This window comes from Mycobacterium sp. IDUB_17 (assembly GCF_055419465.1).
In genome coordinates this window covers 409,377-427,654 of sequence record NZ_JBVAXS010000006.1, presented here as the reverse complement: position 1 = coordinate 427,654, position 18,278 = coordinate 409,377, and the positions used below count along the sequence as shown (strand labels likewise).

The following is an 18,278-nucleotide window of genomic DNA, read 5'->3' as shown; positions in this document are numbered from 1 at the left end:
GGCTTTCCGGCCGGACCGGCCGTGGGCCATGCTTGGTAAAGGTCGGTGTCCGAGCGGAGATTCCCGGTCACTGGAGATTCTCGGTGTGATTGGCCCCACTTTGTGCCAGGGTGTTCGGATGGTCAAGCGTGTAGTGGTTTGGGGCACCGGTTTCGTGGGGCAGATGGTGATCGCCGAGATCGTCAAGCACCCGTTGTTCGAACTCGTCGGTGTCGGTGTCAGCAACCCGGAGAAGGTCGGGCGCGACGCCGGCGAGATCTGCGGCCTCGGTGCCCCCATCGGGGTCCGGGCCACCGACGACATCGACGCGCTCATCGCGCTGAAGCCCGACGCGTTGGTGCATTACGGGCCGACAGCCGCCCATGCGGACGTCAACATCGATGTGATCGGCCGATTCCTGCGGGCCGGTATCGATGTCTGCTCGACCGCGATGACCCCCTGGGTCTGGCCCAAGATGCACCTCAACCCGCCGGCCTGGATCGAGCCGATCACCGAGGCCTGCGAGGCGGGAGGGGCGTCGTGCTTCACCACCGGGATCGACCCCGGCTTCGCCAATGACCTGTTCCCGATGACCTTGATGGGCCTGTGCTCAGAGATACGCAGCGTGCGGGCGTCGGAACTGCTGGACTACACCAACTACACCGGTGACTACGAATTCGAGATGGGCATCGGGAGGCCGCCCGAGAAGCGGGCGCTGCTCGAAACGCCGGACATCCTCATCTTCGCCTGGGGCGCAACGGTTCCGATGATCGCGCACGCGGCGGGTATCGAGCTCGACGAGATCACCACCACGTGGGACAAATGGATCACCCCGGATGAACGGAAATCGGCCAAGGGCATCATCCCGGCCGGCAACGTCGCCGCCGTGCGCTTCACGATCAACGGCGTCTACCGCGGCGAGACCCGGATTCAGCTCGAGCACGTCAACCGGATCGGCCTGGACGCCGCACCGGACTGGCCGTCCGGAAACGACAACGACGTCTACCGCGTCGACATCGAGGGCACCCCGAGCATCTCCCAGGAGACCGCGTTCCGGTTCACCGACGGCTCCGGGCGCGATGCGGCCGCCGCGGGCTGCCTGGCCACCGGACTGCGGGCGCTCAACGCCGTGCCCGCGGTCAATGAACATTCGCCGGGATGGGTGACACCCCTGGATCTACCACTGATTCCAGGCCTGGGCACCATTCGCTAGGTAACGCCAGCCCCGTCAAACGAGATGGACTACCGGATAGGGTTCTTCTCGAAACGGGGTGACATGGCTGACGGGATCGGGTTGTCGATTGGATCGACCAACCTCACAGCGGTAGTGGTGAACCGCGCCGCGGTGACGCGGTCGCCGGTGCTGACGCTGTTCCCGCATCGGGCCGCTGAAGTGGGCGTACCCAGCGAGAACCCGAACCTGAACGAACGAGGTCTGATCCTCACCGACTTCGTCGAGCGGGTGGGGGACCCGGTCGGGATGCTGGCCCCCGACGGCTCGTCGCACCGGGGCGAGGCCGTGCTGGCCGACGCCCTGGCGGCGCTGCTGCGCACGCTGACCGGGGGACGCCCGCCGGCCGATCCGATCGCCGTCACCCATCCCGCGCATTGGCGGCCCAACCAGGTCGAGGCGCTGCGCACCGAACTGGCCGCGGTCGGAGGCTTCGGCGATCCGGTGCTGGTGCCCGACGCGAGGGCGGCACTGATCGCATTGCAGGACAACCCCGGGGTGCCGACGCGCGGTGTGATCGCCGTGTGCGATTTCGGGGGCAGCGGCACCAGCATCACGCTTGCCGACGCGGACAACGGGTATCAGCCGATCGCGCCGACGATTCGGCACCCCGATCTGTCGGGCGACCTGATCGATCAGGGGCTGCTCACCCATGTGGTGAACGACCTGTCCGCGGCCGGAACGATCGACCTGGCCAGCACCTCGGCCATCGGGTCGCTGGGCCGCCTGCGCGCCGAGTGCCGGCGCGCCAAGGAGCGTCTGTCCACCGAGTCCGTCACGGCGCTGGTCGCCGAACTGCCCGGGCATCGCAGCGACGTGCGATTGAACCGCAACGAACTCGATGATGTGATCGCCGGACCGCTGCGTGAGTTCATGTCGGTGCTGCACGGTGCGGTAGATCGTGCCGGGCTGCGCCCCGGTGAGCTCGTGGCGGTTGCCACCACCGGCGGCGGCGCCAGGATCCCGGCGATCACCACGACGCTGTCCGAGCACCTGCGACTGCCGGTGATCACCGCGGCCCGGCCGGAGCTGACCCCGGCCATCGGGGGCGGCCTGATCGGGGTGCGCGGCACCGCCGAGGAGGGCATGACCGCGATGGCCCCGGCCTCCGCTGGGGCCCCGCCGACCACCGCCGCCGCACTGGTCGCGCCCGAGCCCCCGGCCGCACCCCAGGCGTTGGCCTGGTCCGATGCCCAGAACGTGCCCGACGTCGCACCGGTCGATGACTACAGTGCCGAACGTTACGGAGACGATTACGGGGCCGATTTCGACACCGGATTCGAACCCGCGGGGGGACGCACCGCGGCGCGCCCCCAACTCGAGTTCGGGGAGCGTGAGCTGACCGAACGCGACGAGATCGCGGCGCGGCCCTGGTACCGGCGGCCTCCGGTGATCCTGGGTGCCGGTGCCGCAGCGGTGCTCGTCGCCGTCGTGGCGGTGTTGATCAGCATTACCGGCAATGATGAGCCCACCCGTCCGGTGTCCAACACCAAGGCGGTCCCGTCGACGACTGCCGCTGCGGACGAGACCGCACCTGCCGCTCCGGTCGACGAACCCGCGACTGTCGACGCACCGCAGACCGTCACGCACGAGGCGCCTGCCCCGCGCACCGTGACGCAGACCGTGGAGCAGCCTGCGCCGGCGGCCCCGCCGGCGACGGAGAATCCGCCGCCGGCCGAGACGCCGACCCCGACAACCGAGGCCCCCCCGACGACGACGGAAGCGCCGCCGACCACCACGCAGGCCCCGACCACTACCCAGCCGCCGACCACCACCCAGGCGCCGTGGAGCCCCACCGCGCCGTATCCGACGATCCCCGGCCTGCCGTGGGTTCCGGCTCCGGGCGGCGGCCACACCGGGGGCTGATGCGCCCGTGCGTGATCCGTTGCAGGGAAGTCGGATTCGCGGTGGCTAGTGTGGGCCCATCATGCCGCCACCCATCATGCCGCCACCCATCATCGGGCCCATCATGGCGGGCATCCCGTCGACGACGAACCCGGTGACTTCGCGGGCGTGGGCGCGGATGGTGGCGGTCAGGTCGGGATCGGTGGAGGTTTCGGTCGCGATGACCCCGGCTGGGGTCAAGGTGATCTGCCGTTGGTAGTCACCGGCCCGGCGGAACAGGGTGGGCAGGGTCGAGCTCATGCAGGACACCTCGGCGCCCTGGCCGAGGTGGTCATACATCGAGGACACGTGGGCGTGTAGTTGGGCGACCAGGTCCGGTGAGTCGGACTCGGTGGTGGTGCGTACGCCTCCGGGGATCTCCTCGACGGTGCGTCGCAGCTCGGTGTGTCGGGCGAACATGGTCATGTAGCGGCTCATGTCGACCCCGGATACGCCCATCATGTTGGGCTCGGAACGACCGGTGGGCACGCCAAAGGTGTTGCTGCGCAGCAGGTATCCCAGCGCCATCAGACCGCCGGCGCCTACTGCCAGGGTAAGGACGGTGCGGCGGGTGAATTCGGTCATGGCTGCTCCGATCGGTGGTGCCCGACGGCGATCCGCTCCCGGTCTTGTGGGCGGCCACGCGTTCCGTCAACCTGGGGGTGGATCGTGCGCTATCTACGTACCTGAATAGTAGACGAATATGGTGGTGGGGTCACCAGCTGTAGCGCAGGCACCGCCAATCGTCGTCGAAGTCGACCTCGGCGCCCCGCGGTGATCTCACAGCGCTGAGGAACAATTGTGTGCCGGCAGTACCTCCGGGGCCAATGGGATCTTTGAACGCATTCGCTGAATAGCGTTCTTGCGGTGGGATATTGGGACTCACACTCGAGTCGGTATGGCCGGGCCTGCATCCGTTACCTGGCGGCTGTCGATGTAGCATCTGACAACGCGGCGACTGAGTTTCGATCGGTGACGGCAAGTCCCTCGGTGCGCCCGGCGCGCACGCCGTTGGCGATGACAACGATTTCGGCGAGTTCGTGCACGGCAACGACGGCGGCCAATCCCAGCACTCCGGTGAGAGCGAGCGGGATCAGTATCGCGATCAATCCCAGTGACAGGCCGATGTTTTGAATCATGATGCGGCGGGCGCGCCGGGCGTGACCGAAAGCTTGGGTGAGATGGCGCAGGTCCCCACCCATGAGGGCGACGTCGGCGGTTTCGATGGCCACGTCGGTACCCATGGCGCCCATGGCGATACCCAGGTCCGCGGTCGCCAACGCGGGAGCGTCGTTGACCCCATCGCCGACCATTGCCGTCGATTGCTTTTGGCGCAGTTGACGAATCAGCGTCGCTTTGTCTTCCGGACGCAGGTCGGCATGGACGACCTCGATGCCCACCTGTCGGGCCAGCGCGGTGGCGGTGGCGGTGTTGTCCCCGGTGAGCATCACCACCTGATAACCGTCTCGGCGCAACGCCTCGACGACCTGGCCGGCTTCGGGGCGCAGTTCGTCGCGCACCGCAATCGCGCCGATGAGTTGGTCATCGTCTTCAACCAGTACCGCTGTGGCACCGGCGGCCTGCATGGCCGCGACTCGATCGGCCAACGCGCCGGGGTGCAGCCAGCCGGGCCGGCCCAGGCGCAGCCTGCGGCCGTCACGCTGACCGACCAGTCCGGCACTGGTGACCGCTTCCACGCCCTCGGCGGGCTGAACGGGGCCGGCGGCGGCCAGGATCGCCGCGGCCAGGGGGTGTTCGCTGCGAGCCTCCAACGCCGCCGCGGTCTCCAGCACCTGCTCGCGGGTGGCGCCGTTGGCGGTGGCGACTTCGATGACGGTGGGCTTGTTGGAGGTCAGGGTGCCGGTCTTGTCCAGCCCGATGGTCCGCACTGCCCCCAGGGCTTCCAGCGCGGCCCCGCCTTTGACCAGGACGCCAAGCTTGCTGGCCGCTCCGATCGCGGCGACCACGGTGACCGGCACAGAAATCGCCAGCGCGCACGGCGACGCCGCCACCAACACCACCAGGGCTCGTTCGATCCACACCACGGGATCACCGACCACGCTGCCGATCACGGCTATCAGTGCCGCGGCGGCCATGATCGCGGGCACCAACGGTTTGGCGATGCGGTCGGCCAGCCGTTGGCTCACGCCCTTGCGGGACTGTTCGGCCTCCACGATCGCCACGATGCGAGCCAGCGAGTTGTCCGCGGCAGTACTGGTCACCTCGACATCCAGCGCGCCGGTGCCGTTGATCGACCCGGCGAACACCTCATCGCCGGGACCGGCCTCGACCGGCACCGATTCACCGGTGATCGCCGAAGTGTCCAGCGCCGTGCGGCCCGCCACGATCACCCCGTCGGTCGCCACCCGTTCCCCGGGCCGTACCAGCATCCGGTCACCCAGCCGCAACTCACTGGGAGCGAGCGTAATTTCGATGCCGCCACGCACGACGGTGGCTTCATCGGGCACCAACGACAACAACGCCCGCAACCCGCGGCGGGTCCGCGCCAGGGAGTACTCCTCGAGCCCCTCGCTGATGGAGAACAGGAACGCCAGCATCGCGGCCTCGCCGACTTCGCCGAGGATCACCGCACCCACGGCGGCGATCGTCATCAGCGTCCCGACCCCGATCTGGCCCTTGGCCAAGCGGCGCAGTGTGGACGGCACAAATGTCCACGCCCCGATCAACAGCGCGACCGCGTACAGGCCGAGCTCGACCGGGCGCGGTCCGCCGGCCCAGCCGACTGCATAGCCGGCCACCAGCGCCACACCGGCGGCCGCGGCCGCGCGCAGTTCGCTGACCTCCCAGAGCCGTTCCGGTTCCTGCCCGTCCGCGCCAGCGGGGCGGTCGTTGCCGCAACCGCACGCGTCGCTCATTGCACGGACTTCCGCTCCGCGGGGTGGCCGTAGTTGGGGCACAGGGCCACCGCACTGCCGGTGGCTGTCAGCACAGCCTCGGCGGCCCGAAACATCTCCAACAACTCGGGGCGGGCCAGCCGATACACCGAGGCACGACCCTCTGCGCGGAAATCGACCAGCCCGCAGTCACGCAGGCAGGCCAGATGCGCCGACACTGTCGACTGAGCCAACCCCAACTCTGCCGTCAGATCCACCACCCGGGCCTCACCGACGGCCAGTCGGCGCAGGATCGCCAACCGGGTGCCATCGGAGAGGCTGTGGAACAACGCCGTCGCCGCATCGAGATTCACCGCGGCCGAAACATCGGCAGAAGAAGGTTTCATCGCCATGCGACGATGATAGCCAACCCTCCGGTCATCGCTCCCGTGCCCCGGTCGCGATGGACTCCAGGGCTTCGACGGCCTCGGGCGTGTAAATGATCGAGGAGTCGAGTGTGGCCGCGGTGCGCAGGGCGGTGGCGAGCGCGGTGGCGGCGAGTTCGACCAGGACGTCGACGTCCTGGTCGCGATGGGCGATGCGGTCGATCATCATCTCGTCGAGGAATCCGATCCAGCCGTGCATGGTGGTGCGCAGGATGGGCGCGATGGGATCGACGACGCCTAGTGCCAACAGGATTCGCTGGGCTCCCAGCCAGCGGAGGTGTTCGACGGCCGACTGGTGTTCGGCGTCGGCGCCCAGCGCGCCGCGCAGTAATGCGACGAAACTGTCCGAGTAGGAATCGATGTGGGTGATATGGCCGCGCAGAGCATGGCGCAATTGATCGGCCAGCGGCGCATCGGGGAGGGCGGGCGCCGTCTGCGCAGCCGCGATCTCCGCCGCGATCTCGTTCATCACCGCGAGGTACAGGCCGCGCTTGTTGACGAAGTGGTGAGCGATCAATCCGTAGGCCACACCGGCGTCCTTGGCGACCTGCGCGGTGGTGACCTGGTCGTACGGACGTGTCGCGAACAGTTTCCGGGCCGTATCGACAATCAGCTGACGCCGATCGACCGGCTTGGTCCGGGTGCTCATCGATGCGGTCCGGCCAGCGCGCCGTGGGTATCGACCCGACGGCCACCCACCGCGGCGACCAGTCGTCCCAGCGCCGGAATTTCCAGCGGGAGTAGGGAGTAGCGCGGGTGCACGACGCGTCCCGCGCCCCGCTCCAGTGCGCGGACCACGGCGGCCGCGACAGATGCCGGTGCCACCGGGGGAAAGGTCGGCGGCGGCGCCGTTTTCCACCGCAGCTCGTCGATGTCACGCAGCGCGGTATCGGTGGCGCCGGGCACCACTTCCAGCACCCGGATGCCGGTGCCCGCCAGCTCGAGTCGCAGCGATCTCGTGGCCTGGGCCAGTGCTGCTTTGGAGGCGGCGTAATAACCGAGTAAGGGGAGCGGCACCGCCTGCACGGTGGAGGTGACGTTGACGATGACGCCGCTGTGCGCGGCCCGCATCGCGGGCAGAACCGCCGCGGTGAGGGCCATCGGGGACCAGAGATTGACTTCGAACACCTGCCGGGCGGCTGCCGAGTCGGCCATGACCGATTGAGCTCCGGTCAAGTTGGTGCCGGCGTTGTTGATCGCGATGTCGACTCCACCGAGGGAGTCCAGGACCTGGCGGCCCAGCTCGGCCGCCGCACCCGGCACGGCCAGGTCAACGGGGAAGACGGTGGGCCGGGGTGACCCGGTGGCCGATATCTCGTCGGCGAGGGCACCTAGCAGGTCCGCGCGGCGGGCGGCCAGGGCGAGCACTGCGCCCCGGCGAGCAAGAGCGAGGGCCAGCTCGCGGCCGATCCCGCTCGATGCGCCGGTGAGCACCGCCTTCTTGCCGGATAGGTCGTCAATCGCCCGGTGTCGCATGTCTGGCTCCGCTCAGCCGTTTGTTCGGCAGGACTACCGTGACAGACTGACTGATAATCAGTCAAGGGTGGTGTGCGGCCGGTGCTGGCATCGCGGGCCGCAGCCGATCAATATGGACGGGTGCACAACGGCCGGCAGAAACGTGACCACAGCTTCGAAATCACCTGTCCCGTCATCTGTGGGCGGTCATGAGCACCGGCGCCGAAGTGGTGGTGAACCGTCTGCTCGCCGAAGGCGTCGACGTGTGCTTCGCCAACCCGGGCACCTCGGAAATGCACTTCGTTGCGGCGTTGGATGCTGCCCCGGACATGCGCCCGGTGTTGTGCCTGTTCGAAGGCGTCGCCACCGGAGCCGCCGACGGGTACGCCCGCATCTCCGGCAGGCCCGCGGCGACGCTGCTACACCTCGGCCCCGGCATGGCCAACGGCCTGGCAAACCTGCACAACGCCCGCCGGGCGTTCAGCCCCGTGGTCAATGTCGTCGGCGATCATGCGACCTACCACCAACCTCTCGACGCACCGCTGGAATCCGATATCGACGCGCTCGGGCACTGGGCGCACGGTTCGGTACACCGGCCGGAATCGGCGGCCGATCTCGACGCGGCCGTCCACGGCGCCGTGCAGAGCGCGACCGGTGCGCCCGGACGGGTCGCCACCGTGATCCTGCCCGCCGACTATTCCTGGGGCAGCGCACCGCAGAACCCGTTGTCGGACAAGGTGTCTCCCCAAGAGCCGGCGTCGGGCGGCGACATGGATGTCGCCGGAGCCGCCGAACTGCTGCGCGCGCAGGGGGAGCGCGTGGTGTTGCTGCTCGGTGGTGCGGCCACCGGCGTCGACGGTCTGCGGGCGGCAGCACGTATCCACTCGGCCACCGGGGCCCGCGTCCTGGTCGAGACCTTCCCGGCCCGGCTGACCCGCGGGCAGGGGGTACCCGCTATCGAGCGTCTCGGCTACCTGGCCGAGCAGGCCACTCAACAGCTCTCCGGGGCAACGCATCTGGTGCTCGTCGGCGCGAAGTCGCCGGTGTCGTTTTTTGCCTATCCGGGTAAGCCGAGCGTGCTGGTGCCCGACGGGGCTGAAGTCCGTACCCTGGCTATCGACGATTTGTCCGGCCTCGCAGACGAATTGGGTGGGACGGTGCCGGCCACACCGCAACTCGCTCCGGCTGACCTGCCGACGGGGCCGCTCAACCCGCAGAACCTGGCGCAGGTGATGGCAGCACTGCTACCCGAGAACGCCATCATCTCCGATGAGGCCAACACGAGTGGGGTGTTCCTGCCGGCCGCCACCGCGTCGTCTCCGCGTCACGATGTCCTCACCCTGACCGGTGGCGCCATCGGGCAGGGCCTGCCGGTGGCGGTGGGAGCCGCGATCGCCGCGCCGGACCGCCCGGTGATCGCTCTGCAATCCGACGGCAGTGCGGCATACACCATTTCGGCACTGTGGACGATGGCCCGCGAGCAACTCGATGTCACGGTGGTGATCCTCAACAACCACGCTTATGCCATCCTGCAGCTTGAGCTGCTGCGAGTGGGCACGCACGCCGATGGGGAGCGGTCGCGCTCGCTACTCGATCTGCGCCGGCCCGACATCGACTTCGCTTCCATCGCAGAGGGGTTCGGTGTACCGGCCACCCGGGCCGGGACCGCCGAGGAACTCGCCGACCAGTTCCGCGCGGCACTGGCAGAGCCGGGTCCACACCTGATCGACGCCGCACTGCCGACGTGGTCGCCGGGATAACCGAGGGGCGCGTCGATCACTGGCTCGGTCGGCGCTTCTCCAACACCACTACCGCGATCGGTATGCGCATCTCCTCGGGCTCAGCAGACAGCCGGGCCGCGATGCCCGCATGCAGCCGGTCGTAGAACGCCGGCAATCGGTCTGGGGCGCCGCCGATCGCCGCGCCCAGATCGGCGAACGCGGTGAACCGGCAGAAATCGGCCCAGCGAGTGCCGAAAGCGCGGGCGTTGCGGTCACTGCGGTACGCGTTGAATATGCGGTCCTCGGCGTCGAACAGCTCCACGTGCTGGATCTCCAACCGCTCGAACCGACCCGACGGGGCGAACGGCGCGGCGAAATCCGCGGCGCGGCGGCCGGCGATCGGCAGCGACATCGCGGCGACCTCGTCGGCACTGACCACACCGTCGGTGACCAACTCGGCGAGCGTGCTGAACACGGACCCGAACAACGGTCGATAACCGAAGTCGCCGTCGTCGTCCAGCGCGGTCGTCAACACCACCAGGCGACCGCCCGGGCACAGCTCGCGGCCACGAAAAGCGATGAACTCGTGCCAATCGTGAGCCGCCTGCCTGGCATAGGCGGCGCGCACCCGGTCATCGGAGCTGTAGGCGGCGACGACGTGATCGGTGACCGGCATCGGCACCCGGTCCAACCGCACGATCGCCCAGGCCGACCAGCCCAGGTGCACGCTGTTCGACGGCAGGATCTGGCCGTAGAACGACCGGCCGATGGCCGAACTGAACGTGGCCGAATCCTTGTGCAGATAGGACTCCGGATCTTCTTCGAGGATCCGGAACATCATGGAGAAGTCGTTGTCGGCGACATCGGTGTGCGTCACCAGGACCGAGTGCTCGGGGCGGGTGCGGCCGCGCAGGGCCGTGATCGCGGCATTGACGGGCTGCATCGAATTCTGGGCGGTGCCCGCTCCGTAATCGGCGATGACGATGGGCTGTGGCGGCGCCGGGATCGGCACGGTGCGCGCAGCCAGCTCGAGAAGCTTGATCGCCGAACTCATTCCGGCGGTATGCGGGTGGGGCGTCGTTCGGCGGCGCGCGGGCATGGTTAGCCTCGCCGCCGCCGGCGCAGCAGCAGTCCGATGAGAAGACCCATGACGAAAATGATGACCAAGATGAACCACATCGGCGACTCGACGGTCACCCACAGCACGTGCACGCCGACCCGATCACGGTTCTGCGCGACGAAGATCGCGGCGAGGGCGACCAGGATCAGGGCCACCCAGTAGCGCAGCGCAAACCGCCGGACCGGGCCGGTCGTTGCGGGGGATTCGGTCTCGTCGCGAGGCATACCCCGACGGTAGCTCGCTACTCACCGGCTATGACAGACTTCGGCCGTGAGTAACGGACGGAGCGCCCCGCGCACTGCCATCATCGTGTCGGTCGTCGCCTTGGTCGTCGGTGTTCTCGGCGTGATCGTCTCGGTGATGGTGAACGCGTTCGTGATAGCTGATGACGACGCCTACGGGGAGGTGCCGATTCCCGGCACGGCCAGCCTGGAGCTGCCGGCCGGTGATGTGGACATCAGCTATCGCGCCACCACCCTCACGGTAGGCGGCAAAGGAGTGCATGTCCCTCCGATCCAACTGGGCATCACTCCGCCGGCGGGCGTCGCCTACCCGCGCATCACCGACTCGATGAGCAGCTCTTCGAAGACCAACCGGGAAGTCACGGTGCGGGTCTTCACCGCGCACATCGAGCAGGCCGGTACCTACCGGATCGACGCCAAGGCTTCGGTGTTCGAGTCTCAGAACCCCCGGCTGGCCTTCGGTCACAGCAGCCCCTATTACTGGGTGATGTGGCCCTTCATCGGTGTGGCGCTCCTGGGCGGCGCCGCACTGGCCGCCTCGATCGTGTGGTCGATGCGCTCGGGGAAGCGAACATATCCGGTCGCGCCGGAGGGATTCGGTGCTCCGGCCGGCTGGCCCCCGCTGGATCAGCCGGCACAGGGGACGCCCACCTATGCGCCGACCTATGCCCAGCCTGAGGTTCCCACTGATCAGGCGGTCAGGCTCGAACAGCTCAAAACGATTGCTGCCCTGCGTGATACCGGTGCGCTGACCGAGGCGGAGTTCGAAGCGGAAAAGCGCCGGATCCTGGGAAGCTGAGGCTGGGAGGCGGTCCGGTCAGGTGGCGGACGCCAGCCGGCTCAGTCCCAGCGCGCGACGGGTCTGAGCCGCATCGCGCAGCTCGTGCTGGGCAATTCGGGCCACTTGCGCGGCGCGTTCGACCAGCTGAACATTTCCGGTCACCGGCTCGGATGCCGAGTATCGCAACACGTCCTCCATCCCGACCCGGACATTGCCGCCGAGCGCCATCGCCGTCAGCAGCACCGGTACCGACGCCCGGCCGATACCCGTCGCCGACCACGAACACCCCTGCGGCAACGCGGCGTGCGCGGCCACCAGTGTGCTGGTATTGCCGGGCATTCCGCCGGGCACGCCCATCACCAGATTGCAGTGGACCACACCTTGCTTGGGCGGCCCGAAGCGATCGAGCAGGCGGTGCAACGTGGCGATGTGTCCGAAGTCGAAGCACTCGAATTCCGGCAGCACCTCGCGATCGAGGGCGGCCTGGTAGAGCTCTTCGATGAATCCGAGCGGATTCGAGAACACGTCGCGACCGAAGTTGACCGTGCCGCAGGTCAATGAACATGACTCGGGTTCCAGATCCAGTACCTTCAACCGATTTTCGAACGGATCGTGGACACTGCCGCCGGTCGAGAGCTGCACGATGAGGTCGGTGTGCTCCCGAACTCCTGCGACGATCTCGCTGAGCACGGAATGCTCAAGCGTCGAGTTGCCCGCAGCGTCGCGGCCGTGAATGTGGATCAGTGCCGCACCGGCCTGTTCGCACGCGATCGCCTCGGCAACGATCTCGTCGGGCTGGAGCGGAATGTTCGGATTGTCGGACTTCGTCGATTCGGCGCCGGTAGGGGCAACGGTGATGAACACTGCGCTCACTTCTCCGCTCCGGGCACTACCAGCACCGCCACCGCGCTCGTTACCAGCAGCTTCTCCGCGAGCTGGACGGCGCCAGACTCCCGCTCGGTGTGGTCCGACCGCGACGTGACGTGCGCCTGCAACTCGAGGCGCCGGCTGCGCCGCCCGACCGAGGTGATGCGTCCGGTCACCTCCAGCAGATCCCCGGCGAGCACCGGCTCATGGAAGTCGACCGCCTCATAGCCTGCGAGCAGACCCTCGTCACCTTCGGTGACGATGCTCAGCTCCGTGGCCACTTCGCCGAAGATCCGCATCACGTAGGCGCCGTCGATGAGTCCGCCGGCGTAGTGAGCGTCGGCATAGGACACATACCGACGGTGGACGATCTCGGTCATCGAATTCCTTTGGTCGTTGTTCTCGGGAGTCAGTGGGCGTGCATGTGCTGTTCGAAGAACCCGCGCACTCGTGGGTCGGAGCGGACGATGTCCAGCGCGAGCTCGGCGTGTCCGGGCACGTAGCCCGAACCGATGTACAGGTCGAAGTCCAGACACAGCGCTTCGGCACCCAGCGCCACCACCGGGAAGCTGGTGGCCATCGAGAAGTAGAGGATGGCGCCGCCGGGCCGGGTTGCCAGCATCGCCGCGTGCTCACAGCCCGGCGCATTCACGCAGACGAACGTGACATCCGCGGGTCCGCCGTGGTCGTCGAGCACCTGCCGCACCCGCACGGGGTCGGTGGCGTCGGCCACGAGCACCTGATCGAAAAGATCGAGTTCGCGCAGATGCTCGGCTTCTGCGGCACCCGGTACGACGGACACCGTCTGCACGCCGTGCCGTCGTGCTGCCGAGGCGCTGAGTACGGCGCTCTTTCCGCCGCCGAGCAGTAACAGCCGCTGGGCTCGGCCGGACAAGAGCGTGCGGGACAGGATCCGCTCGGCCTGGGCGGGCGCGCCGCACACGTCGAGCACTGCCAGCACGAGTTCCTCGGGAAGGTCATCGGGCAGAGCGCTGATCATGCGGGGAGCCGGGACCACCGCCCGCGCCTCCAGCGGAACCACTTCGGTCCGGGTATCCCAGCGTTGCAAGGAGTCTCGGATCTGAAGGGGAGTGGCGGTCAGGGAGATCAAGGTGGCCACCCGGTCACCCGGCCGGTACGGAGCGCATTCGGCCGGGTCCGCGACTGCGCTGACCGTTCCGACCAACATGCCGCCCGAGCCCGTGCGCGGATTGGACATCTTGCCGCGGGTGGCGACGATGTCGAGCACCTCGGCGCGGATGGCCGCAGGGTTGCCGTCGTGGTGTTCGGCGAGGTCGCGATAGCTCGCGGAGTCCAGGTTGAGAAATCCGACCTCGATCTCGATGTCACTGCCGGTCAACGGTTCTGCGGTGGAGAGACGGTAGGCTGCCTGCGGCAGTGCGCCGGCCGGGGACATCACCAGGTGTGTTCCGATCGAACTCACGAGCTCTTCCTCCGCGGCTTACGGGCGGCCACAGCGTTCAGGCTGAGCTCGACGAAGTTCGAGATCACTGCATCCAGATCGAGCCGGCCCCCAGGGCGGTACCAGTGCGCCACGCCGGTGCACATCTCCAGTAGTGACTTGGTCGCAACATCGACGTCGCTGACCGTGAACTGCCCGGCCTTCTTGCCCGCGTCGATCGTTCGGTTCCAGATGGCCTCATAGTCGTCGCGGTACTTCACGATGGTCTCGCGGTTGGCCCCGGACAGCGCACGCACCTCGGTGTCGCTGACGATGCACTGGAGGCGTCGTTCGGCGTGGGAGCGGACATGGACGGCGACCAGGGCGGCCAGCCGATCTGCCGGATTGATCTTGCCCTGCAACGCGATCTCGGCGTCACGCAGCAGGGTCAGCATGTTCTCGGTGAGGATCTCGACGAGCAGATCCTCCTTGGTGCTCATGTAGTGGTACAGCGTGGCGAGTGAGACTCCCGCCTCCTCAGCGATCCGCCGGATCCCGGTGCCGGCGAAGCCCACGGTGCTGAAGAGTTCGAGCGCGGCTGTACGGATCTCCTGCCGAGCCGAGTCGGATTGGCCGGTGGACATTGCACCCCCTCAAAGTGTCGATCGAACGATCTAGTCCAGGAGCATACAACTACGCCTCGGGGATACGTCAATCATCGAACGATCAGTCGAAATATCTTGTTAACACTGGTTATACGCGAGTTCTGACGAGATTCGGCATTCCTATTGCTGGCGGATGGGTTCGACAGTATTCTCAGATCGCCCGATCGATCGATCGACTCAGGACGTGAATCAGGAGACCCCGCTGTGAGAGTGAAGATATTGGCGGCCGCAGTGGCGGTCGGTGCGCTTGCCGTCGTCCCGGCCTGCAGCGTCGCAGAACCGGCCGGCACCGACTCGTCCACGAGTGTCGAGAAGGTCGCCGAGATCGCACCCGACAAACTGGTGCGCGGCGGCAATCTCACCGCCTGCATGGACATGCCCTACCAGCCATTCCAGTACTTCGACGAGGCGGGCGAACCGATCGGCGTCGACATCGATCTGATGACCGAGGTCGCTGCCCGGCTGGGTCTCAAGCCGAACTTCCAGAATGCGGTGTTCGACACCATCGTTGCCGCGGTCAAGGGCGGTAAGTGCGATCTCATCTGGGCCGATCAATACGTCACACCCGAGCGGGTGCAGCAGCTGGACATGATGGCCTACTGGAAGGCTGCCGAGGTGGTTGTGGTGCCGGAGGGCAATCCCAAGCACATCGGCAACAAGGACCAACTGTGTGGATTCAAGGTCGCCGGTCAGAAGGGCGGCGCCGACGTCGCAGCACTGGAGAAACTCAGCGCCGCCTGTACCGGCAAGGGTGAGCCGGCGATCAATGTCCTCCAATTCCCGCGCAGCCCAGACGCTTACCAGGCGCTGGCCTCGGGACAGGTGGACGCCTGGATGACCGAAGAGGTTGCCGCCCTGCTCCTGAAGAAGGAGGGGAAGGCCAAAGTCGAGTTCACCGACACTTTCGCCCTGGGCGACGGTGCACTGGCCGGTCTCACCGCCTTCTCGTTCCGTCCGGACGATCCGGCGATCAAGGATCCGGTGATGAAGGCCGTCCAGTCGATGATCGACGACGGCACCTGGCACAAGATCTGGGAGAAGTGGGGTCTCGCCGACATTGCCGTAGGCCCGAAATCCGTCTGACACACCCCGGCAGGGCAGGGTGGCAACGGGCCACCCTGCCGTGGAAAGGATTTCATGGACATCAAGCTTGTGGCAGCAGCCAACAGCTATCCGTTCGACTGGCCCGCGTTCTGGGATTACCTGACGAACCCCAGCAGCATGATCGTCAAGGGCCTGGTGCTGACGGTGATCATCGCGATCATCTCGCAGGCGCTCGGTGTCTTGATCGGGCTGGCTGCCGCGCTGGCCCGGGGAAGCAGATTCCGTGCGGTCCGCTGGTTCGCGGCGGGCTACATCGGGCTGTTTCGCGGCACCCCGTTCCTGGTACAGGTTTCGATCATCTTCTTCGCCGGCTTCCCCTTCTTCGGGCTGTCCATCTTCGGCGGCTACCGCTGGGATGACCTGCGAATACTGGGCTTCGTGATCTTCGGGCGGATTCTGGCCGGCATCTTCGCACTGTCTCTGAACGAGGGTGCCTACATGGCCGAGATCATCCGGGCCGGGATCAGTTCAGTGGAGACGGGACAGGTGGAAGCAGCCCATGCAATCGGGATGACCCATCGGCAGACCATGCGGCGCATCGTGCTTCCCCAGGCGGCCCGGACGATTGTCCCGCCATTGGGCAATCAGTTCAATCTGATGCTCAAGAGCACGTCGCTGTTGTCGGTCATCAGCGTGACCGAGCTCTACACGGCCGCCGCCATCATCCAGGGGCAGACCTTCCAGCCGTTCGAGGTGTTCGGCGCTGTTGCCATCTATTACCTTGCACTCACTGCGATCTGGACCGTCATCCAGGGCCAGATCGAGCGCAGGATGAACCACCCCAATGTGCAAGCGAAGTCCAAACGTGGGTCCGCGTGGGCCCGTCAACCCGCCGGGAGCGTCGCATGAGCGATCACCTCATCGAGGTATGCGGAGTCAGCAAGTGGTTCGGCGACCGTCAGATCCTGCACGATGTGGACCTCTCGGTGAAGCGCGGTGAGGTCGTGGTCATCATCGGCCCGTCCGGATCGGGCAAGACCACGCTGTTGCGCTGTATCAACCATCTCGAAGAACCCGAGAGCGGACAGGTGCTCATGGACGGGGTACGGATTGGCACCAGGTTGGTGGGGAAGAAGGCCAATCCGCTGGGCAATGTGGAACTGGCCCGGCAGCGTGCCCAGGTCGGCATGGTGTTCCAGCGCTTCAACCTGTTCAGCCACCGCACCGCGCTGCAGAACATCACCGAGGGCATGGTCCATGTCGCCGGTGTGCCCAAAGCCGATGCCGAAAAGACTGCGCGCGAACTGCTGGACCAGGTGGGCCTGCCGGACAAGGCGGATTCCTATCCACGCCAGCTCTCAGGCGGCCAGCAGCAGCGGATCGCGATTGCCCGGGCGCTCGGCATGAAGCCCAAAGCTATCCTGTTCGACGAGCCGACCAGTGCCCTCGATCCCGAGACCGTCGGCGACGTACTCGATGTCATGAAGAAGTTGGCCACGTCGGGTATGACCATGGTGATGGCCACGCATGAAATGGGTTTCGCGCGAGACGTGGCTGACCGGGTCATCATGATGGACCAGGGCCGCATCGTGGAATCAGGGCCACCGGACGAGTTCTTCGCAGGGCCGTCGTCGGAGCGTACCCGCCAATTCCTGGCCCGGGTGCGGTGACGACCGATGTCATGACTGTGCTGGGTCCGGTTCCGGCCGACCGACTCGGTGTGGTTCTCCCGCACGAACATCTGTTCTGTAACACGTTGGCCGAGTACCGTTCTGATGGCCTGATCGACGACGTCGGCCTCATTGTCGCCGAACTCTCGCGGTTCAAGGCGGCCGGCGGTGGCACCGTGGTCGAGCTGACCTGCCCCAACATCGGACGCCGTCCGGACCTGCTGCGACAGGTATCCGAGGCCAGCGGCGTGCACATCGTGATGGGCTGCGGGTATTACCGCGATCCCTACCTGGCCGGCACCGATCTGGATCGGCTGACGGTCGCGCAGATCGGCGAGCGCCTGACCGGCGAGATCGGTCACGGCGTGGACGGTGTCCGCCCGGGCATCATCGGTGAGGTGGGTGCCGACGCACGATGGGTCTCGGCATTGGAGGAGCGTGCGTTGCGGGCCGCGGCGTGGGCGCAACGGCGCACCGGTTTGACGGTGACGCTGCATGCGGCTCGCTGGCCGGTGGGTCGCGATCTTCTGGACATCCTGGCCGAGGGGGAGGTGCCGATGGACCGCGTGATCGTCGGACACCTGGATACGGTCAACGATCCAGAGTTCCACCTCGAGGTGGCACGGCGCGGCTGCTGGGTTGAGTTCGACGGCTTCACCACGGCGGTCGCCTACGACACCGAGCGGATTGCGGGTTTCGTAGCGCGGCTGGTGGACGAAGGCCATGGGAGCCGGGTGCTGCTGTCCCACGACCTGTTCCGGCTCAGCCACTTTCACGCCTACGGTGGCGTGGGATTCACCTATCTGCTGGATCAGGTGCCACGGGTGCTGAAGGCCCATGGCGTCGGCGACGCCGTGGTGACGGCAATGCTCACCACCAACCCGCAACGGGCGCTGGCCGGGATCGACTGAGCGACACGATGTCCCGCCTGGATCGG

General features: G+C 67.0%; 19 protein-coding genes. 8 read left to right on the top strand and 11 right to left on the bottom strand.

The features are described 5' to 3' along the window. Positions 1-118: 118 nt before the first annotated feature. The gene (locus ACZYZ7_RS25430) at positions 119-1,192 is read left to right on the top strand and encodes an NAD(P)H-dependent amine dehydrogenase family protein (protein ID WP_135455988.1); all 1,074 of its coding nucleotides are present in this window, start codon (positions 119-121) and stop codon (positions 1,190-1,192) included. A gap of 63 nt (positions 1,193-1,255) precedes the next feature. Beyond that, a complete protein-coding gene (locus ACZYZ7_RS25425; RefSeq protein WP_463742100.1) occupies positions 1,256-3,076 on the top strand; it encodes an Hsp70 family protein in 1,821 nt (606 codons plus the stop codon). Between the two features lie 45 nt (positions 3,077-3,121). On the opposite strand, the gene ACZYZ7_RS25420 is transcribed toward ACZYZ7_RS25425, so the two are convergent. The 5 genes from ACZYZ7_RS25420 to ACZYZ7_RS25400 all read right to left on the bottom strand — a co-directional run bounded on the left by ACZYZ7_RS25420 (position 3,122) and on the right by ACZYZ7_RS25400 (position 7,850). After that, on the bottom strand, positions 3,122-3,679 hold the full coding sequence (locus tag ACZYZ7_RS25420) for a hypothetical protein (protein WP_463742099.1): 558 nt from the start codon (positions 3,677-3,679) through the stop codon (positions 3,122-3,124). A gap of 332 nt (positions 3,680-4,011) precedes the next feature. Then, positions 4,012-5,970, bottom strand: coding sequence for a heavy metal translocating P-type ATPase (locus ACZYZ7_RS25415; protein WP_463742098.1), 1,959 nt, complete (start codon positions 5,968-5,970; stop codon positions 4,012-4,014). Then, the gene (locus tag ACZYZ7_RS25410; protein ID WP_135455979.1) at positions 5,967-6,341 is read right to left on the bottom strand and encodes an ArsR/SmtB family transcription factor; all 375 of its coding nucleotides are present in this window, start codon (positions 6,339-6,341) and stop codon (positions 5,967-5,969) included. The genes ACZYZ7_RS25415 and ACZYZ7_RS25410 overlap by 4 nt, the downstream gene beginning before the upstream one ends. Before the next feature lie 25 nt (positions 6,342-6,366). Continuing rightward, positions 6,367-7,023 (bottom strand): TetR/AcrR family transcriptional regulator, encoded by a 657-nt coding sequence (locus ACZYZ7_RS25405; RefSeq protein WP_463742097.1) that lies wholly within the window; start codon positions 7,021-7,023, stop codon positions 6,367-6,369. Then, positions 7,020-7,850 carry an SDR family NAD(P)-dependent oxidoreductase gene (locus tag ACZYZ7_RS25400; protein ID WP_463742096.1) on the bottom strand — a complete coding sequence of 277 codons (831 nt, stop codon included), beginning with the start codon at positions 7,848-7,850 and terminating at the stop codon, positions 7,020-7,022. The genes ACZYZ7_RS25405 and ACZYZ7_RS25400 overlap by 4 nt, the downstream gene beginning before the upstream one ends. Before the next feature lie 188 nt (positions 7,851-8,038). Between ACZYZ7_RS25400 and ACZYZ7_RS25395 the strand changes: the two genes are divergently transcribed. After that, positions 8,039-9,589 carry an acetolactate synthase large subunit gene (locus ACZYZ7_RS25395; protein WP_463742095.1) on the top strand — a complete coding sequence of 517 codons (1,551 nt, stop codon included), beginning with the start codon at positions 8,039-8,041 and terminating at the stop codon, positions 9,587-9,589. A gap of 16 nt (positions 9,590-9,605) precedes the next feature. Here the strand turns inward: ACZYZ7_RS25395 and ACZYZ7_RS25390 are convergent, their stop codons facing one another. Together ACZYZ7_RS25390 and ACZYZ7_RS25385 are read right to left on the bottom strand one after the other, a co-directional pair. After that, on the bottom strand, positions 9,606-10,649 hold the full coding sequence (locus ACZYZ7_RS25390) for a class I SAM-dependent methyltransferase (RefSeq protein WP_463742094.1): 1,044 nt from the start codon (positions 10,647-10,649) through the stop codon (positions 9,606-9,608). A gap of 2 nt (positions 10,650-10,651) precedes the next feature. Next, positions 10,652-10,894, bottom strand: a complete 243-nt coding sequence (locus ACZYZ7_RS25385; RefSeq protein ID WP_135455969.1) for an LPXTG cell wall anchor domain-containing protein — start codon at positions 10,892-10,894, stop codon at positions 10,652-10,654. Between the two features lie 46 nt (positions 10,895-10,940). Between ACZYZ7_RS25385 and ACZYZ7_RS25380 the strand changes: the two genes are divergently transcribed. Then, a complete protein-coding gene (locus ACZYZ7_RS25380) occupies positions 10,941-11,711 on the top strand; it encodes an SHOCT domain-containing protein (protein ID WP_463742093.1) in 771 nt (256 codons plus the stop codon). 18 nt (positions 11,712-11,729) lie between these two features. On the opposite strand, the gene ACZYZ7_RS25375 is transcribed toward ACZYZ7_RS25380, so the two are convergent. Genes ACZYZ7_RS25375 through ACZYZ7_RS25360 form a run of 4 tightly spaced genes read right to left on the bottom strand, consistent with a single transcriptional unit; the run spans position 11,730 to position 14,606 of the window. After that, a complete protein-coding gene (locus tag ACZYZ7_RS25375) occupies positions 11,730-12,566 on the bottom strand; it encodes a beta-keto acid cleavage family enzyme (protein WP_463742092.1) in 837 nt (278 codons plus the stop codon). Continuing rightward, a complete protein-coding gene (locus ACZYZ7_RS25370; protein WP_135455963.1) occupies positions 12,563-12,940 on the bottom strand; it encodes a hotdog domain-containing protein in 378 nt (125 codons plus the stop codon). The genes ACZYZ7_RS25375 and ACZYZ7_RS25370 overlap by 4 nt, the downstream gene beginning before the upstream one ends. A 29-nt stretch (positions 12,941-12,969) precedes the next feature. Next, positions 12,970-14,004, bottom strand: coding sequence for an MDR/zinc-dependent alcohol dehydrogenase-like family protein (locus ACZYZ7_RS25365; protein ID WP_463742091.1), 1,035 nt, complete (start codon positions 14,002-14,004; stop codon positions 12,970-12,972). Continuing rightward, positions 14,001-14,606 (bottom strand): TetR/AcrR family transcriptional regulator, encoded by a 606-nt coding sequence (locus tag ACZYZ7_RS25360; protein ID WP_135455961.1) that lies wholly within the window; start codon positions 14,604-14,606, stop codon positions 14,001-14,003. The genes ACZYZ7_RS25365 and ACZYZ7_RS25360 overlap by 4 nt, the downstream gene beginning before the upstream one ends. Positions 14,607-14,831: 225 nt before the next feature. Between ACZYZ7_RS25360 and ACZYZ7_RS25355 the strand changes: the two genes are divergently transcribed. From ACZYZ7_RS25355 to ACZYZ7_RS25340, 4 genes are read left to right on the top strand one after another with little or no spacing between them, the layout of a single operon-like run. Next, a complete protein-coding gene (locus tag ACZYZ7_RS25355; RefSeq protein ID WP_463742090.1) occupies positions 14,832-15,710 on the top strand; it encodes an ABC transporter substrate-binding protein in 879 nt (292 codons plus the stop codon). Positions 15,711-15,764: 54 nt separating this feature from the next. Continuing rightward, positions 15,765-16,580: an amino acid ABC transporter permease gene (locus ACZYZ7_RS25350; protein ID WP_135455957.1), complete on the top strand. Its 816-nt coding sequence runs from the start codon at positions 15,765-15,767 to the stop codon at positions 16,578-16,580. Continuing rightward, complete coding sequence (locus tag ACZYZ7_RS25345; RefSeq protein WP_463742089.1) at positions 16,577-17,341, top strand: amino acid ABC transporter ATP-binding protein; 765 nt, start codon at positions 16,577-16,579, stop codon at positions 17,339-17,341. Before ACZYZ7_RS25350 ends, ACZYZ7_RS25345 begins: the two co-directional genes overlap by 4 nt. An 11-nt stretch (positions 17,342-17,352) precedes the next feature. Further along, a complete protein-coding gene (locus ACZYZ7_RS25340; protein ID WP_463742088.1) occupies positions 17,353-18,252 on the top strand; it encodes a phosphotriesterase family protein in 900 nt (299 codons plus the stop codon). The last annotated feature ends 26 nt before the right edge of the window (positions 18,253-18,278 follow it).

What these genes read in the sequence shown, in the direction of transcription:
- ACZYZ7_RS25430 (WP_135455988.1), top strand. Translation starts at nt 119, where the DNA reads ATGGTCAAGCGTGTAGTGGTTTGGGGCACCGGTTTCGTGGGGCAGATG.
- ACZYZ7_RS25425 (WP_463742100.1), top strand. Translation starts at nt 1,256, where the DNA reads ATGGCTGACGGGATCGGGTTGTCGATTGGATCGACCAACCTCACAGCG.
- ACZYZ7_RS25420 (WP_463742099.1), bottom strand. Translation starts at nt 3,679, where the DNA reads ATGACCGAATTCACCCGCCGCACCGTCCTTACCCTGGCAGTAGGCGCC.
- ACZYZ7_RS25415 (WP_463742098.1), bottom strand. Translation starts at nt 5,970, where the DNA reads ATGAGCGACGCGTGCGGTTGCGGCAACGACCGCCCCGCTGGCGCGGAC.
- ACZYZ7_RS25410 (WP_135455979.1), bottom strand. Translation starts at nt 6,341, where the DNA reads ATGGCGATGAAACCTTCTTCTGCCGATGTTTCGGCCGCGGTGAATCTC.
- ACZYZ7_RS25405 (WP_463742097.1), bottom strand. Translation starts at nt 7,023, where the DNA reads ATGAGCACCCGGACCAAGCCGGTCGATCGGCGTCAGCTGATTGTCGAT.
- ACZYZ7_RS25400 (WP_463742096.1), bottom strand. Translation starts at nt 7,850, where the DNA reads ATGCGACACCGGGCGATTGACGACCTATCCGGCAAGAAGGCGGTGCTC.
- ACZYZ7_RS25395 (WP_463742095.1), top strand. Translation starts at nt 8,039, where the DNA reads ATGAGCACCGGCGCCGAAGTGGTGGTGAACCGTCTGCTCGCCGAAGGC.
- ACZYZ7_RS25390 (WP_463742094.1), bottom strand. Translation starts at nt 10,649, where the DNA reads ATGCCCGCGCGCCGCCGAACGACGCCCCACCCGCATACCGCCGGAATG.
- ACZYZ7_RS25385 (WP_135455969.1), bottom strand. Translation starts at nt 10,894, where the DNA reads ATGCCTCGCGACGAGACCGAATCCCCCGCAACGACCGGCCCGGTCCGG.
- ACZYZ7_RS25370 (WP_135455963.1), bottom strand. Translation starts at nt 12,940, where the DNA reads ATGACCGAGATCGTCCACCGTCGGTATGTGTCCTATGCCGACGCTCAC.
- ACZYZ7_RS25360 (WP_135455961.1), bottom strand. Translation starts at nt 14,606, where the DNA reads ATGTCCACCGGCCAATCCGACTCGGCTCGGCAGGAGATCCGTACAGCC.
- ACZYZ7_RS25350 (WP_135455957.1), top strand. Translation starts at nt 15,765, where the DNA reads ATGGACATCAAGCTTGTGGCAGCAGCCAACAGCTATCCGTTCGACTGG.
- ACZYZ7_RS25345 (WP_463742089.1), top strand. Translation starts at nt 16,577, where the DNA reads ATGAGCGATCACCTCATCGAGGTATGCGGAGTCAGCAAGTGGTTCGGC.
- ACZYZ7_RS25340 (WP_463742088.1), top strand. Translation starts at nt 17,353, where the DNA reads ATGACTGTGCTGGGTCCGGTTCCGGCCGACCGACTCGGTGTGGTTCTC.